General features: G+C 46.2%; 18 protein-coding genes. 17 read left to right on the top strand and 1 reads right to left on the bottom strand.

Annotated features, from left to right (window positions below; genetic code table 11):
* Nucleotides 1–3: 3 nt before the first annotated feature.
* The 16 genes from SCACP_RS06875 to mrdA all read left to right on the top strand — a co-directional run bounded on the left by SCACP_RS06875 (nucleotide 4) and on the right by mrdA (nucleotide 12,940).
* Nucleotides 4–420 (top strand): SoxR reducing system RseC family protein, encoded by a 417-nt coding sequence (locus tag SCACP_RS06875; protein WP_425060608.1) that lies wholly within the window; start codon nucleotides 4–6, stop codon nucleotides 418–420.
* Between the two features lie 50 nt (nucleotides 421–470).
* Entirely contained in the window at nucleotides 471–1,796 is a 1,326-nt protein-coding gene (gene rsxC, locus SCACP_RS06880) for an electron transport complex subunit RsxC (protein WP_425060609.1), read from the top strand.
* 12 nt (nucleotides 1,797–1,808) lie between these two features.
* Nucleotides 1,809–2,783 carry an RnfABCDGE type electron transport complex subunit D gene (locus SCACP_RS06885; protein WP_425060610.1) on the top strand — a complete coding sequence of 325 codons (975 nt, stop codon included), beginning with the start codon at nucleotides 1,809–1,811 and terminating at the stop codon, nucleotides 2,781–2,783.
* Nucleotides 2,784–2,788: 5 nt separating this feature from the next.
* A complete protein-coding gene (locus SCACP_RS06890) occupies nucleotides 2,789–3,364 on the top strand; it encodes an RnfABCDGE type electron transport complex subunit G (RefSeq protein WP_425060611.1) in 576 nt (191 codons plus the stop codon).
* An 11-nt stretch (nucleotides 3,365–3,375) separates the two neighbouring features.
* Nucleotides 3,376–4,047, top strand: coding sequence for an electron transport complex subunit RsxE (gene rsxE, locus SCACP_RS06895; RefSeq protein ID WP_425060612.1), 672 nt, complete (start codon nucleotides 3,376–3,378; stop codon nucleotides 4,045–4,047).
* Entirely contained in the window at nucleotides 4,044–4,625 is a 582-nt protein-coding gene (locus SCACP_RS06900) for an electron transport complex protein RnfA (RefSeq protein WP_425060613.1), read from the top strand. The genes rsxE and SCACP_RS06900 overlap by 4 nt, the downstream gene beginning before the upstream one ends.
* 32 nt (nucleotides 4,626–4,657) lie before the next feature.
* Nucleotides 4,658–5,515, top strand: coding sequence for an RnfABCDGE type electron transport complex subunit B (gene rnfB, locus SCACP_RS06905; protein ID WP_425060614.1), 858 nt, complete (start codon nucleotides 4,658–4,660; stop codon nucleotides 5,513–5,515).
* Nucleotides 5,516–5,679: 164 nt separating this feature from the next.
* Nucleotides 5,680–6,060: a NusG domain II-containing protein gene (locus SCACP_RS06910; RefSeq protein ID WP_425060615.1), complete on the top strand. Its 381-nt coding sequence runs from the start codon at nucleotides 5,680–5,682 to the stop codon at nucleotides 6,058–6,060.
* Between the two features lie 3 nt (nucleotides 6,061–6,063).
* Complete coding sequence (locus SCACP_RS06915; RefSeq protein ID WP_425060616.1) at nucleotides 6,064–6,594, top strand: Gx transporter family protein; 531 nt, start codon at nucleotides 6,064–6,066, stop codon at nucleotides 6,592–6,594.
* A gap of 233 nt (nucleotides 6,595–6,827) precedes the next feature.
* Nucleotides 6,828–7,118, top strand: coding sequence for a DUF4321 domain-containing protein (locus SCACP_RS06920; RefSeq protein ID WP_425060617.1), 291 nt, complete (start codon nucleotides 6,828–6,830; stop codon nucleotides 7,116–7,118).
* 11 nt (nucleotides 7,119–7,129) lie between these two features.
* Complete coding sequence (locus SCACP_RS06925; protein WP_425060618.1) at nucleotides 7,130–7,699, top strand: Maf family protein; 570 nt, start codon at nucleotides 7,130–7,132, stop codon at nucleotides 7,697–7,699.
* A complete protein-coding gene (gene radC, locus SCACP_RS06930) occupies nucleotides 7,696–8,385 on the top strand; it encodes a RadC family protein (protein WP_425060619.1) in 690 nt (229 codons plus the stop codon). Before SCACP_RS06925 ends, radC begins: the two co-directional genes overlap by 4 nt.
* Before the next feature lie 28 nt (nucleotides 8,386–8,413).
* Nucleotides 8,414–9,454, top strand: a complete 1,041-nt coding sequence (locus tag SCACP_RS06935; RefSeq protein WP_425060620.1) for a rod shape-determining protein — start codon at nucleotides 8,414–8,416, stop codon at nucleotides 9,452–9,454.
* A 211-nt stretch (nucleotides 9,455–9,665) separates the two neighbouring features.
* On the top strand, nucleotides 9,666–10,574 hold the full coding sequence (gene mreC / locus SCACP_RS06940; RefSeq protein WP_425060621.1) for a rod shape-determining protein MreC: 909 nt from the start codon (nucleotides 9,666–9,668) through the stop codon (nucleotides 10,572–10,574).
* Complete coding sequence (gene mreD / locus SCACP_RS06945; RefSeq protein WP_425060622.1) at nucleotides 10,571–11,065, top strand: rod shape-determining protein MreD; 495 nt, start codon at nucleotides 10,571–10,573, stop codon at nucleotides 11,063–11,065. The genes mreC and mreD overlap by 4 nt, the downstream gene beginning before the upstream one ends.
* Before the next feature lie 42 nt (nucleotides 11,066–11,107).
* Nucleotides 11,108–12,940 (top strand): penicillin-binding protein 2, encoded by a 1,833-nt coding sequence (gene mrdA / locus SCACP_RS06950; protein WP_425060623.1) that lies wholly within the window; start codon nucleotides 11,108–11,110, stop codon nucleotides 12,938–12,940.
* Between the two features lie 101 nt (nucleotides 12,941–13,041).
* On the opposite strand, the gene SCACP_RS06955 is transcribed toward mrdA, so the two are convergent.
* Complete coding sequence (locus SCACP_RS06955) at nucleotides 13,042–13,998, bottom strand: bile acid:sodium symporter family protein (protein ID WP_425060624.1); 957 nt, start codon at nucleotides 13,996–13,998, stop codon at nucleotides 13,042–13,044.
* A gap of 170 nt (nucleotides 13,999–14,168) precedes the next feature.
* On the opposite strand from SCACP_RS06955, the gene minC reads away from it, so the two are divergent.
* Nucleotides 14,169–14,840 carry a septum site-determining protein MinC gene (gene minC / locus SCACP_RS06960; RefSeq protein ID WP_425060625.1) on the top strand — a complete coding sequence of 224 codons (672 nt, stop codon included), beginning with the start codon at nucleotides 14,169–14,171 and terminating at the stop codon, nucleotides 14,838–14,840.
* The last annotated feature ends 2 nt before the right edge of the window (nucleotides 14,841–14,842 follow it).

Below are 14,842 nucleotides of genomic sequence, written 5' to 3' on the forward strand. Positions count from 1 at the left end.
AAAATGGAAAAATTGCAGGAGGGTATTGTATTGGAAGTAACAGGTAATATAGCAAAAGTGAAAACAAGTCGTCATAGTGATTGTGAAAACTGCGGAGCCTGTCCTGGCAATACTGCCATGGTGCTCGACGCTCGTAACCCAGTGGGCGCGCAAAAAGGACAAAGGGTTGCAATTGAAATTCAAGAAATCGGTATGCTTAAAGCAGCTTTTATTGTATATGTATTGCCGCTTATCGCCGCTGTTGTTGGAGCAGTGGCTGGCAACTATTTAGCCGGCAGCATGCAGGCTGAACCAGTTTGGTATCAGTCTGGCGGCGGCTTGATAGCATTTGGGCTATCGATGGTCTATATCAAGTATTTTGATCGCAATGCCAGGACTAATGACAAAATGCAACCGGTGATTACCCGCATTTTGTCTTAAACAAGGCATAAAATAGGCGATTAATTTCACCAAGCAAAAGGAGTGAAAGTATGGCAAAAAGCTTTCGCGGGGGAGTTCATCCCGACGACCGCAAACGGTATACGGCCGCTAAACCTATAGAAGTGGCGCCGTTGCCGCAAAAAGTCATCATTCCCACCAGGCAGCACCTGGGAGCGCCTTGTGCCCCAGTGGTTAAGGTGGGCGATCTGGTCAAAAAAGGACAGGTGATCGCTGAGGCGCAAGCCTTTGTCGCCAGTCCCATTCATGCCTCAACCTCAGGTAAAGTAGTGGAAATTGCTGAATATCCGCATCCGGTATTTGGCTCCTGTCAGGCAGTTGTTATTGAAAGTGACGGACAGGACGAGTGGGCTCCCGGCTTGCCGCTGAGCCGTGACTGGCAGTCGCTTGATGTTAAAGAACTCAAAGAAATCATCCGTCAGGCGGGTCTTGTTGGTATGGGTGGCGCAACCTTCCCGACCCACGTCAAAATGTCTCCGCCTCCGGAAAAACCTATTGACTCATTTATTTTAAACGGGGCTGAGTGCGAACCGTATCTGACTGCCGACCACCGGGTAATGCTGGAACAAACCAGCCGTATTGTTACCGGTATGAAGATTGCTATGAAAGTTTTAGGTGTTAACAAAGGCTATGTTGGTATCGAAGAAAACAAACCTGACGCCATTGAAATGATGCGCAAGGCATGTGTCGGTTCGAACATTGAAGTAGTGCCGCTTAAGACCAAGTATCCTCAAGGCGCGGAAAAGACACTCATTAAAGTAATTCTTGACCGCGAAGTACCGTCAGGTGGTCTGCCGATGGATGTTGGCGCCGTAGTGCAAAACGTGGGCACAGTTGTGGCAATTGCCGATGCCGTTGAAAAAGGTATTCCCCTCATAGAACGGGTTGCCACAGTTACTGGCGGCGCTATAGCGGAACCTAAGAATCTTCTCCTCAGGATAGGCATGACTTTTGCTCAAGCTGTTGCACTGTGTGGCGGGTTTAAAGATCAACCTGTCAAAGTTATTATGGGGGGACCTATGATGGGCATGGCCCAGCGAACACTTGACGTGCCTGTTATTAAAGGTACTTCCGGCATATTGGCATTGAGCGCCTCTGATGTCAATGTTGGCCCTGAGCGTCCCTGCATTCGCTGTGGACGGTGTGTTAATGCCTGTCCCATGGGGCTTGTTCCCAGTATGTTGAGTGTTCTTGGCGAGCGTGGTGCTTTTGCCGTTGCCAAGGAAGAATATAGTCTTCTTGATTGTGTCGAATGTGGATCTTGCGTTTATGTGTGCCCGGCTAAACGTAATATCGTGCATTACATCAAATTATCAAAAGCGCAAAATGCAGCAGCTGCTGCCGCGCAAAAGAAATAGGAGGTGGGCGGTATGAGCGCAGAAGTAAAACTTGACGTTGGTACTTTGACAGTTTCGGCATCACCGCACATCAGGTGCGACGAATCGATAGCAAAAATTATGTGGTCAGTTAATATGGCATTAGCGCCTGCAGCTATTTTTTCGGTTTACCGTTTTGGTTTGCCGGCACTTTCTACTATGGTGATCTGTATAGTAGCTGCCGTAGCTACTGAATATTTCATTCAAAAATGGCAGAATAAGCCGATTACGGTAAATGACGGCAGCGCTTTCCTGACAGGCTTGCTTTTGGCTATGAATATTCCGGCAACACTGCCCTGGTATATGCCTACATTTGGTGCTGTAGCCGCTATTGCCATAGCCAAACACACTATGGGGGGATTAGGATACAATATCTTTAATCCGGCGCTGGTCGGACGGGCTATTCTTCTTGCTTCCTGGCCGGTAGCTATGACGACCTGGCCGGAAATGGCAAGTAAGATAGACGGAGTCACCTCGGCTACTCCGCTGGGTATTTTGAAACTGCAAGGTTATGAAAAACTTGTTGCCATCTTTGGCGACAAAGTTGAAATGTATAAAGCTCTTTTTATCGGGTCCCGTAGCGGCAGTATGGGTGAGACTTCCGCATTACTGCTGATTCTTGGCGGTATATTTCTCATCTATCGCGGATATATCAACTGGCAGATTCCGGTATTTATGATTGGTACGGTCGGTGTGTTAACGGCTGCAGCCGGCCATGATCCTATTATGCATATGATGTCTGGCGGACTTATTTTAGGCGCATTTTACATGGCTACTGATATGGTGACTATTCCTATTACTGTGAAAGGTCAAATCGTTTTTGCTGTAGGAGCGGGTGCGCTTACTGTTCTGATTCGTCTATTGGGTGGCTATCCTGAGGGTGTTTGTTATGCAATCTTACTCATGAACTGCGTGACGCCACTGATTGACCTTTGGATTAAACCTGCTAAATTTGGGGCAAGGAGGTAATGACCATGGTACATGAGGCACACGCACATGATGATAAGAATAATAGCATTTTTAAGATTGCTATGAACTTAGGCATAACCTGTTTTATTTCGGGGGTCATCATTGCCGGAACATTCGCCGTCACCGAGCCAAGCGCCCAGCAGCAACGCATAAAAGCAAAAAATGACGCCATGCAGGAACTGGTTAAAGATGCTCAAACTTTTAAAGCCGTGGAAGGCAAGACAGACTGGTATGCGGCTTTGAAAGACGGCAAGGTTATAGCCTATGTTGTTCCCGCTAACGGTAAGGGTTATGGCGGCAATATTGAAATGCTTGCCGCTGTGACGCCAGACGGAAAGGCAATGGATTTCAAGGTTCTTAAGCATAGTGAGACTCCGGGACTTGGTGACAAGATGGTGGAATCTAAGTTCCGCAAGCAGTTTGCCGGAAAAACTCCAAACGATTTGGAAGTAGTTAAAGTACCCACTGATAAAAATATTCAGGCGCTGACTGGCGCAACAATTACCTCCCGGGCCGTCACCAAAGGTATCAGGGAAGCTGCAGAAATGGTTGCCGAATATTCGGCCAGCCAGAAGAAGTGAGGTGTGCGAATATGAACTACTGGGAAATATTTAAAAAGGGTATTTTCGAAATGAACCCCATATTCCGCCTTGCGTTGAGTCTCTGTCCGGCGCTGGCGGTTACGTCAACGGTATTTAACGCATTGGGTATGGGTCTTAGTGTTTTAGTCGTTATTACTGCAAATAACGTGGTAGTATCTATTGTAAAAAAGTTTGTTAATCCCAAAGTCCGCGTACCTGTCTTTATTACCATCATCGCGACGATTGTTACTTTGATAATCTTGATTCTTGAAGCATATTTCCCCGCTGTTTACAGGGAACTGGGACTATATCTGGAGCTCATTGTTGTATTTGCCATTATTTTGGCTAGAGCAGAAGTATTTGCCATGAAAAACGGAGTAGTCCCTTCATTTTTTGACGGCCTAGGGATGGGCGCCGGTTTTGCTCTGGCCATGCTGCTCATTGGCGCGATCCGCGAGCTGTTTGGTACCGGCGTACTTCTCGGAGGTACTTCTTTAGCCATACAAGTATTTCCTCCAACTTATAATGGTCCTATGATCATGATCCTTGCGCCTGGTGCGTTCATGGTAATCGGACTTATGATTGGCTTGTTTAACGTTATCGGCGAGTATCAGAATAAGCAAGCTGAGGCAAAAGTCAAAGCCGGTCAGCAGCGCGCAATGCAAAGGAGTGAGGCTGTATGATGGAGTATTTTACCCTGTTTATGGGGGCCGTAATTGTAAATAACTTCGTGTTAACACGCTTTCTCGGCCTGTGTATTTTCTTCGGCGTTTCTAAGAGCTTAAGTGCTTCAATAGGTATGGGTATGGCGGTAACTTCAATTCTTACAGTATCGTCGGCCCTTGCCTGGCTGGTTTATAACTACGTGTTGGTTCCTTATGACCTGATATTCCTGAAAATCGTGGTCTTCGTTGTGCTTATTGCCTGCTTTGTACAGTTTTTGGAAATTGCCATTAAGAAATTTGCGCCTGCCCTCTATGAGATGTGGGGTATTTACCTTGTATTGATTGCTACCAACTGCGTTGTTCTGGGTGTGCCGCTTATAAACGCCACCGCCAATTATAATTTTATCAAAAGCGTCATAAATGCGTTTGGATCTGGTGCCGGTTTTGCCCTTGCGATTATCCTAATGGCCAGCTTAAGGGAAAAACTGCAGTATGCTGACGTTCCCAAAACTCTGCAAGGCCTAGGAATTGCCTTTGTACTGGCAGGCATGCTTGCGTTGTCCTTCTTGGGTTTTTCCGGGATGATTCCGCTATAATGCCGGCATAGAGAGGAGTGTGAAAAAATAAAATGGAACATGGAGTTATAGAACATTCCCTTATAATACTCATTATTATGACATCTCTGGGTGTAATTTTCGGGTTTGTCCTCGCGTACGCTAATAAAAAGTTAGCTATTGAGGTTAACCCGCTCATACACATGGTAGAAGATGTACTGCCTAAGGGACAGTGCGGTGCCTGCGGTTATGCCGGGTGTATGGCTTATGCCGAAGCGGTGGTAATGAATCCCGATGTGGCGCCAAACCTATGTATTCCTGGCAAGGAGCCTGTTGCCAAAGCAGTGGCCGAACTGACTGGTAAAGCTGCCGCCGCCGTTGAGCCGCGTATTGCTCAAGTTAGATGTGCAGGTACTCATGCCAAGGCGGCTAAAGCCAATGAATACAGCGGCATACAAGACTGTACGGCTGCTAACTTGCTGTTTGGCGGTCCCAAAAGTTGTAAATACGGTTGTCTTGGCCTTGGTACTTGTGTTAAGGCTTGCCCGTTTAACGCAATGACGATGAGTGAAGACGGCCTGCCGATTATTGACCCTGATAAGTGTACCGGTTGCGGTAAATGCGAAACTGTATGCCCAAAAAAAGTAATCACCATGATGCCACTAGGTGCGCCTGTCCGTGTTAACTGTAACTCGCATGATAAAGGCGCGGTCGCCAAGAAAGCCTGTGCCGCCGCTTGCATCGGTTGTACGCTTTGCATGAAAGAATGTTCGCACGGTGCTATCAAAATGGATAATAACTTGGCTGTTGTTGATGCTAAAGTATGTATGGAAAAATGTACGAATCCTACCTGTCTGGCTAAATGCCCGACCAAAGCCATTAAACAGGCTGTGCTAGGTGTAGTGCCTGGCAGCGAAGACATAGTAGCTTAAAATTTGGCGAGATGTAAGTGACAAAAAGAGGAAGGGAAACCTTCCTCTTTTTTGCATTATCAATGCGGCAGTCTCACTTTGTATATGTTTTAACTGGGTTATTATTTGCATAAACCAATATTTTAATGTAAAATATAATAGAATATGGGCAAGGTGGCAAACTAATGCTTACAAAAGCTGACAAATGGCTGGTTATTGTGTTGTTGTTAATTGCAATATCCGGTATTGGGCTAAATATGTATTATGTCTCAGGTAACGGTCAGGGACGGTCGGTGATAATAACTGTTAATGGCAAAACAGTAAAAACATTCCCGCTCCGTGAAGGCTATGTCGGAGAATTTAGAATTGGCGGCGATACTGAATATAATATTATCGAGTATAAGGCTGGGCGCGTTCGTGTTCGGGAAGCTGATTGTCCTGACCAAGTGTGCGTGCGGTCAGGGTGGATTAGCGTACCATCCCAGGAAATAGTATGTTTGCCATATCGCGTTGTTGTCAAAGTAGTATCTGATAGTCCGGCCGATGTTGATGATATTGCGAGGTAGGCCATGATTAAGACAAGACGTCTAGTGCTTTTGGCACTGCTAGTGGCTATGGCTGCAACACTGCATGTTGTGGAAAGCTGGCTGCCTCTTCCCGTACCTGTGCCTGGGGCTAAACTGGGATTGGCTAATATAGTTTCACTATTTGCTATAATCATGTTTGGTTGGCGGGAAGCAGTATATGTTGCCGTTGCCCGAGTGTCGATAGGCTCATTATTTGGTGGTTATTTGTTCGGGCCAGCGTTTGTCATGAGTATCGGCGGCGCATTGTTCAGTATCATCATCATGGCTTATATCCGGTATAAATATAATCAGGTGTTTTCGCTGGTTGGTATTAGTGTTGCCGGAGCAGCCATTCATAATACAGCCCAAGTGGTCCTAGCGGCTGTCCTTGTTTATAGCTCGGGCCTATTGTGGTATACACCGTATTTACTGTTGCTTGCCGTACCTACCGGCGTATTTACCGGGCTAATGGCTAATTACTTAATTGCTAGAGCTCCAGCAAAATATGGCTTTAAAATTCGTAATACTGATTAAAATTAATAATGTCCTTGTTGTTGTGCAAGGATTTATTTCTTCGTAACAGCCTGTAAGACCCCGCCCGCGAAGGCCGAGGTTAACAGGCTGTAAAACTCGAAGCCTTAAGAGGAAAGTTCAGGTTTGTAAAATGATAGATTTCGAGCTTCACTTTTAAGTCCGCTCTAAAGGGATAGTAGGGGTAATAACTCCTGAACCTAAGGCCGACTTATATTTGCAGGGGGGGGCATAGTGTGAAAACCGGCAGCAGAAAGAGTAGTTCAGCCGGCAAAAGTATGGGAATGATGGCGTTGTTTTTAATTACCGGGGCGGTTGTCGGCGGTATTTTAGGCGAACTTGCCGCCGGTTCCAGCCTGTTGGCCGGTGTTGCGCCTTACCTTGTGAAGCCGTTTCCCGTATTTGATTTGCCACCGGTGGCTATTAACCTCTATGTAATCAAGTTAGTCGTCGGATTTGCCTTATACCCCAATCTCATGAGCATATTCGGTATTATTGCAGCAATAATACTATTTAGACGGTTTTAGGAGGGTAAGGCATGGAAATAATTTTGGCGTCTGCATCACCGAGACGGCAACAACTGCTAGAGCAGATTGGGCTTAAATTTAAAATTATTATCAGTGATATTGAAGAAGATAATAGCAAAGACATGCCGCCACAAGAATTAGCAGTGGCGCACGCGCGGGATAAAGCGTTTGACGCCCGGAAGAAGGCGGCCGACGGTGACGTGATTATTGGTGCCGATACCATTGTTGTGCTGGATGGGCACGTGTTTGGTAAGCCGCTTGACAGGGACCAAGCAATTTGGATGCTGACGGCGCTCTCCGGCCGTGAACATAAAGTTATCTCCGGGGTAGCGGTGGTTAAAGACCATGGGATATTTACAGGGTTTAACATTACTACCGTTAAAATCAGGCAATTGTCGCCTGCGCAAATTGAACGGTATGTTGACAGCGGCGAACCGATGGATAAAGCGGGAGCTTATGCCATTCAGGGCAAAGGTGCACTGTTGGTTGAGAGTATTAACGGTTGTTACAACAATGTCGTGGGGTTGCCGCTTAGTACATTGTCAGACCTTTTGCATGAGGTCGGGGTTGAGCTCTTATGACAGCGGACAAGCAGCTTATGATGAAAGAATTGCCGAAAACTGAACGTCCCCGCGAAAAAATGTTGGAAAAAGGAGTCCATGCTCTCAGTAATGCCGAACTTTTGGCCATCCTGCTGCGTACCGGCACGAAAAATTTGCCGGTAAACCGGCTGGCCGAACAGTTGTTAGCTAAATATCAACTTACCGGTCTTGGTGGCATATCGCCGCAGGAGTTAAGTAAAACATCAGGTATTGGCTTGGTTAAAGCTGTTACTGTAGTTGCCGGTATTGAGTTAGGACGCAGGCTGAGTCAAAAAGATCCGGGCGAACGTCCAGTAATCAGAAGCCCTCAGGATGCAGCTAACTTGATGATGGGTGAGCTAAGGTATCAGGCTAAAGAACATTTTATTGCTTTGCTTTTATCAACGAAAAATCATGTTATTGCCCGGGCAATCATCTCTGTCGGCAGTTTGAATGCTTCTATTGTTCACCCGCGGGAATTATTCCGGGAAGCTATCAGCTACAGCGCTGCGGCAATTGTTTTAGTACATAATCATCCGAGCGGTGATCCCACCCCAAGTCAGGAAGATATCAGTCTAACCAAACAATTAGTAGAAGCTGGAAATTTGCTGAATATTTCAATACTTGACCATGTAATAATCGGTGATGGCAAGTATGTTAGTTTTAAAGAAAAGGGAATAATATAATAGGTTTGCAAAGAAAGGGGCTAAGTCTATGTGGAATTTGTTCGGTTCATTGTCGCGCGACATGGGTATAGATCTTGGTACAGCCAATACTTTGGTGCATGTTAAAGGACGGGGAATTGTTCTCAGGGAGCCGTCAGTAGTAGCGATCCAGCGCGATACAGGGGAAGTGCTGGCTGTAGGTGAAGAAGCCAAGCAGATGATTGGCCGCACACCTGGCAACATTGTGGCTATCAGGCCGCTTAAGGACGGTGTTATTGCTGATTTTGACGTGACTCAGGCCATGCTTAAATATTTTATTAGAAAAGCCATGGACTCTAAATCTTTCATAAGGCCGCGCGTAGTTGTTGGTGTGCCATCAGGAGTTACCGAAGTGGAAAAACGAGCAGTTATCGACGCGACCATCCAAGCCGGGGCCCGCGAAGCGTATTTGATTGAAGAGCCTATGGCGGCGGCAATTGGCGCCGGGCTGCCTGTACATGAACCGACCGGTAATATGGTAGTTGACATCGGCGGCGGCACTACCGAGGTGGCTGTTATTTCACTGGGGGGCATTGTAACTAGCCGTTCTATCCGTATCGGCGGCGACGAAATGGATGAAGCCATTGTTCAATATATTAAGCGCACTTATAATTTAATGATTGGCGAACGAACTGCCGAAGAAGTTAAAATCGCTGTCGGATCGGCCATGGCTCAAAAAACAGATGAACCAATTGACGTACGTGGTCGCGACTTGGTTACTGGCTTGCCGAAAACGCTGACGATCAAAGGCAGTGAGGTACAAATGGCGTTAAGCGAACCGGTGGCAGGCATTATCGAAGCAGTTAAAGTTACCCTGGAAAAAACCCCGCCTGAATTAGCAGCAGATATTATGGACAGAGGTATTGTTATGACCGGCGGCGGTTCGCTTTTGCGGGGCCTTGATATCCTTTTGAATCGAGAAACCGGCATGCCGGTGCATATTGCCGAAGATGCTTTGTCATGTGTTGCTATTGGTACCGGGGGCGCGTTAGAAAGCATTGACCTGTTGAAACGTGTGCTGATGTCTCCGAAAAAATTAAGTTACTCATAACAAGAACAAATCAATTATATTTAAATTAATTCTATATAGTATCCAATAAAGATTTACGGCGTGTTGTTAGTATAAGCGTAAGTCAAGCGCCCGCGGTGGAGCGTTACTAACAGCACGCCTAGAAAAAAATCTTTATTGGATTTCATATAAATATATCGGATTAAAATAATGTAATGTACTAGCATAATTGAGGAAGGAAGGGGCCTAGAAAGTGCGATTCATTCACAAAAAGGCGGTTATCCTCAGTGTGGCGGTGCTTACCGTCTTTTTGCTGGCCAGTACAGTAGCCCAAGGGAAATATCACTTTGCCTTTATGGAACGGGTTGCGATTACACTTTTAGCGCCGGTTGAGTATGTTTTGGCCAAAATCGGCTACAGTGTACGACAAACTGGATTATTTGCCGGCGAAATCATGACCGTATACCGCGACAACCAGGCTCTTAAAGCCCAAATTGCTGAACTTAGTCAAAATAACGTTAATGTCACAGAGATATTGGCAGAGAATGCGCGACTGCGGGCCATGCTTGACTACAAAATAGGGGCGCCGCAGTTTGATTTTGTAACCGCGAAAGTAATTGCCCGAGATCCGGGAACATGGACCAGCATAATCATCATTAACCGGGGCGCAGCCGACGGAATAGCTAAAGATATGGCGGTTGTAACACCACAAGGACTGGTCGGCAGTGTCGTAAATGTTTATGATAATGCCGCTAAAGTGCAACTTATATTAGATCCCCGGAGTGCGGTCGGCTGTTTGGTACAGCGGCCCGAATCGCGGGTAGCAGGCATTGTTGAAGGCAGCGGTTCTAATCCGCTGGCACCGCGAATGATTAACATTGCGCGTGATGCCGACATAATTAAAAGCGACAAAGTGATTACCTCAGGTTTTGGGGGAATCTATCCCAAGGGCCTGTTAATCGGCGAAGTCATGGATATTGTTAATGAAGAGGGTGGATTGCTAAAATACGCGGTCTTGAAGCCGGCGGTAGATTTTGATAGATTAGAGGAAGTATTGATTATTGTTCGTTCGCGCGAACCTGTACCGGTCCCACCGTCGGCTACGCAAGTTCAGCCTGGCCAACCGTCTCAGCCTGCCCAACCGAGAGGGGCGGGACGATGAAGACAACACTTGGCTGGGTCGCATTGCTGATTGTTACCATTGCAGTTCAGGCCGTGCTGCTACCGCTTGTTTTTTCCAAAGGTGTTAAACCAGATATAATTTTAATTATTGTTGTGGCCTCCGGATTACTGGCCGGGAAGGAACGGGCAATCGGCGTGGGGTTTTTTGCTGGTGTGCTGCAAGATTTGGCATCAGGAAATGTTTTTGGATTGAACACGCTGTCAAAAATGGCAATCGGTTATGTGGCCGGATTAGCTGAGCGCAAGGTATTCAAAGAAAGTATTTTGCTGCCGGTATTGGCGATTATTATAGCTACTTTGTTTAACAGCGCAGTAATGCAGGCGCTGCTTTTTCTGTTGGGCTATAAGGTTGAACTTGGCCCTATGCTAACAAATCAGGTTTTGCCTTCTTTAGGGTATAATGTTTTGTTTTGTATTCCGGTGCATAGATTAATTTACCGGATTACCTTCGGCAAGCGGAGTCAATTTTAATTAATTTATTTCACTTTAATGTTGGGAATAGGGGGTGCCATTATGCTTGCTAAACGCTTAAACGGCAGACTGGAGGTACTCAGTCTTGTCATAATCTTTATATTTGTTACGTTGGTGAGCCGGCTTGGCTATCTGCAAATAGCCGAAGGACAATATTACGGGCGGCTAGCTGACGGTAACCGCATTAGGCTTATCCCCATAATGGCCCCTCGGGGCGTTTTTTATGATCGGAATGGTGTAATGCTGGTGTCCAATCGCCCGGGCTTTACGGTATCTTTACTGCCGATAAGCGGTCCTGTGCCTGATGAGGTCATTGCCAAACTGGCTGTCATCCTTAATATGAATGTGGAAGAAATTCAAGCCAAGCTATCTCAACATACGGGGTCGTTTGAACCGGTTCGGGTCAAGACTGACGTAGGTCCTGATATCGTTACTAAAATCGAAGAACGGCGGGCTGAACTACCAGGTGTGGTTATTGAAATTCAGCCGCTTAGAAATTATGTTAATAATGAACTTGGCGCTCACATATTTGGCTATGTCGGCGAGATCAATGACGTCGAGTTGGAAAAACGCAAAAACGAAGGCTATAAGGCCGGTGATATTGTCGGAAAATTTGGTTTGGAAAACTTGTATGACAAAGAAATTCGCGGCGTGGACGGCGGCAATCAGGTGGAGGTTGACGTAACTGGCCGGCCAGTACAAGTACTTGGTAAGAAAGATCCCGTGCCGGGGAATAATTTGGTTTTGACCATTGATTACCGGGTGCAAAAAGCTGCAGAAGCGGCTATTGATGAACAACTTACCTATCTTCAGACTAAAACCGAGTACACTAAAGCCAAAGCGGCCGCTGCTGTAGTTTTGAACCCTAAGACCGGAGAAATTCTGGCCATGGTTAGTCGTCCGACGTTTAACCCCAACTTGTTTAACGGCGGCATTTCAGCTAAAGATTGGAAAGCACTTAATGAAAATCCTTACCATCCTATGGATAACAAGGCCATTGCCGGAGAATATCCACCAGGTTCAACTTTCAAGATTATTACCGGAGCGGCGGCGCTAGAACTAGGGAAAGTAACACCTGAAGAAAAAATTCTCGATACTGGTACTCACTGGATTATTCCGAAAGGTAATGCTATGGGGGAAGCATTGGGGTGGATTAACTTTCGTGAAGCGCTGGCTAAATCTGACAACGTTTACTTTTATGAAATGGGTAATCGCTTAGGAATTGACAACCTGGAAAAATATGCCCGTATGTTCGGACTTGGGGCACCAACCGGCATTAACCTGCCGGGTGAGTCTGATGGTTTGGTAGCTAACCGCCGCTATAAAGAAAAAGTTTATGGCGAGGATTGGTACTTATCGGAAACTTTTGACGCTGCTATTGGTCAAGGCTTCCAACTGGCGACGCCGCTGCAAATGGCTATGGTCATTGCCGAGATTGCCAATGGCGGTCATCGTTACAAACCTAATCTGGTAAGCAAAATTACCGGTCCTAATGGCGAAGTAATCAAAACCTTTGCGCCGGAAGAAATAGGCCGGGTTACTATTTCTGACCGTACTTTAAATCTTATCCGCGAATCACTCAAAGATGTAGCGCAAGAAGGTGGTACAGCCGCTGCTGCGTTCCAAGACTTCCCTGTTTCCATAGCCGGTAAAACCGGTACGGCTGAAAACCCGCACGGTCAGGACCATGGTTGGTTTGTGGCCTACGCCCCTTACGAAGATCCGCGAATAGCTGTTGCTATTATCATTGAGCAGGGCGGGTTTGGTGCGTCCTCGGCTGTGCCTATTGCCAAAAAGATTATGGAAGCTGCGTTTAACATTAACCAGGAACCAGCCGAATCAGCTAAAATATATCGCCCTCATACCGCCTTATAGCAGAGTATCAAGAATCAGTTTCTGGCAAAGAAAATACCAATCAGGCCCTGTCTTTGTAAACGGGGCTTGATTTTTGTAATAAATTTATAATTTAGTGATTTTTATGTGGCTTCCTTGCTGAAGCGCCGGAACAGGTAGGGAACAATTGCAGCAAACGGCTGCTGATACAGTATAAACATGGTTATTGGTACAGCAACCGCTGGCGGAAAGAAGGACAAAGCAAGGACCAGTCCGAAGCTGATATTTCGCAGGCCGACACAATAAACCATGGCCAACGCCATTTCTTTTGATCTGTCTTTAAAGGCATATGAACCCAAAAACCCGGTGTAATAGCCTGCGGCCACCAGAAACATAGTTACCAGAATGATTTTGAGTGTTGACCAATCCCAGTTGATACTCGGACCGACAATAGCGGCATTAATAAATATCACCAAGAAAAAAGCAATCTTAGAAATAAAGCCGCCGGCATGTTTGGTGAGATCTGTAACTTTGCCGTTACTATAGTCATGGATAGCCATGCCGAGCAAGCTGGGGATGGTAACCATCCATAACATTTGCAGCATCATCTGGACATAATCAATCTGAAGTGATTGGCCAATTATAATTTTAAAAAAGAGTGGCAGCATGACCGGAACGATAAGTGTGTCAAGCGTTACGGCTACCAGCGATACCGAGACGGCGCCGTTAGTCAGCGCCGTCCAAATTACTGAAGTTACGCCAATAGGTGTTGAAGCTCCCACCAGATAGCCCAGCCTGGTATACTGGTCAGTGGTAAATAGCGCCCAGCCAACCAACCAGGCAATAAACGGTGAGACAATATGGATTAATATGATTATCCATGCTGGAATAACCGGATTTTTAAGTACCTTCAGGAATTCTTTAAAACTTGTGCCAAGGGCAGTAATAAATGTCATGTAGGCAAATGAACCGACCACTATCATACGTAAAGCCGGGGAGTCAGGTAATGGGATAACAAAACCAATGAACAGTCCGGACAATACTATATAGAACATATGGTGGCCCAACCATTCATTCCATTTGGCAAATAAGTTGAGCATAAACTTTCCTCCTTAACTAAAGTAATTTTAATATATTTCGCCAAAGCCGGTTGATTACCTTTTCAGTAATTTTAAAAGTAGGTAATAGTTAGCCTGCAGGAAATTTAGCAAATAGGGCGAATTTTAGTTGACATATAGATACTAATGCATGGTAAAATTTAGGAGAAGATATGCGGGAGGATGTAGTATTTAAAGGAGGCAAAGGCGGGCTTGAGCTGCTTATCAACGAATCTGCCGATTTTGCCGTGATTTTGGAGCAGCTTAAAGACAAGTTGGAATCTGCCGCGCATTTTTTTACTGGTAGTGCTGGCGTGAAAGTGTTATCCGGTTCCACCATTTTTACTGGTGATGAACGGCGACAGCTTATTAATTTGCTGGCAGACTATGGTCTGACTCTGCACGAGCAGTCAATTGCCCAGGAGCTATCGTCAGAAAAAACGGACGCTGGCTCCAATGAGCAAGTTGGCGACATTCCGGTTGAGTACCGCCAAGAAGCTGGCGGCGGTCAGACGCTGGTTGTATTAAGAATGTTGCGTGGCGGTCAAAAAATAGTATTTAACGGTTCTGTCGTTATTATGGGCGACGTCAATCCCGGTGCCGAGGTGGTTGCCAGTGGGCATATTACCGTTTATGGGACATGCCGGGGACTTGCGCATGCCGGTGCCAACGGTGATCAGACGGCAACTATAACGGCTGATAAGCTGGTTGCAGGTCAGTTAAGAATAGCCGGGCTGATTGCCCGGGCTCCTGATAATCAGGACGAGCCTGCTTATCGGGAAACAGCCCGCATCGCCGGTGATGTAGTTATTATTGAGCCGGCACATAATGATTTTTCAATATGAGG

Source organism: Sporomusaceae bacterium ACPt (assembly GCA_041428575.1).
GTDB lineage: Bacteria > Bacillota > Negativicutes > Sporomusales > Sporomusaceae > Sporomusa_D > Sporomusa_D carbonis.

Coding starts and splice junctions, on each gene's coding strand:
- SCACP_RS06900 (WP_425060613.1), top strand. CDS start 4,044: ATGATGGAGTATTTTACCCTGTTTATGGGGGCCGTAATTGTAAATAAC.
- minC (WP_425060625.1), top strand. CDS start 14,169: ATGCGGGAGGATGTAGTATTTAAAGGAGGCAAAGGCGGGCTTGAGCTG.
- SCACP_RS06885 (WP_425060610.1), top strand. CDS start 1,809: ATGAGCGCAGAAGTAAAACTTGACGTTGGTACTTTGACAGTTTCGGCA.
- SCACP_RS06935 (WP_425060620.1), top strand. CDS start 8,414: ATGTGGAATTTGTTCGGTTCATTGTCGCGCGACATGGGTATAGATCTT.
- radC (WP_425060619.1), top strand. CDS start 7,696: ATGACAGCGGACAAGCAGCTTATGATGAAAGAATTGCCGAAAACTGAA.
- SCACP_RS06875 (WP_425060608.1), top strand. CDS start 4: ATGGAAAAATTGCAGGAGGGTATTGTATTGGAAGTAACAGGTAATATA.
- SCACP_RS06915 (WP_425060616.1), top strand. CDS start 6,064: ATGATTAAGACAAGACGTCTAGTGCTTTTGGCACTGCTAGTGGCTATG.
- SCACP_RS06925 (WP_425060618.1), top strand. CDS start 7,130: ATGGAAATAATTTTGGCGTCTGCATCACCGAGACGGCAACAACTGCTA.
- SCACP_RS06910 (WP_425060615.1), top strand. CDS start 5,680: ATGCTTACAAAAGCTGACAAATGGCTGGTTATTGTGTTGTTGTTAATT.
- mreD (WP_425060622.1), top strand. CDS start 10,571: ATGAAGACAACACTTGGCTGGGTCGCATTGCTGATTGTTACCATTGCA.
- rnfB (WP_425060614.1), top strand. CDS start 4,658: ATGGAACATGGAGTTATAGAACATTCCCTTATAATACTCATTATTATG.
- rsxC (WP_425060609.1), top strand. CDS start 471: ATGGCAAAAAGCTTTCGCGGGGGAGTTCATCCCGACGACCGCAAACGG.
- mrdA (WP_425060623.1), top strand. CDS start 11,108: ATGCTTGCTAAACGCTTAAACGGCAGACTGGAGGTACTCAGTCTTGTC.
- SCACP_RS06955 (WP_425060624.1), bottom strand. CDS start 13,998: ATGCTCAACTTATTTGCCAAATGGAATGAATGGTTGGGCCACCATATG.
- SCACP_RS06890 (WP_425060611.1), top strand. CDS start 2,789: ATGGTACATGAGGCACACGCACATGATGATAAGAATAATAGCATTTTT.
- rsxE (WP_425060612.1), top strand. CDS start 3,376: ATGAACTACTGGGAAATATTTAAAAAGGGTATTTTCGAAATGAACCCC.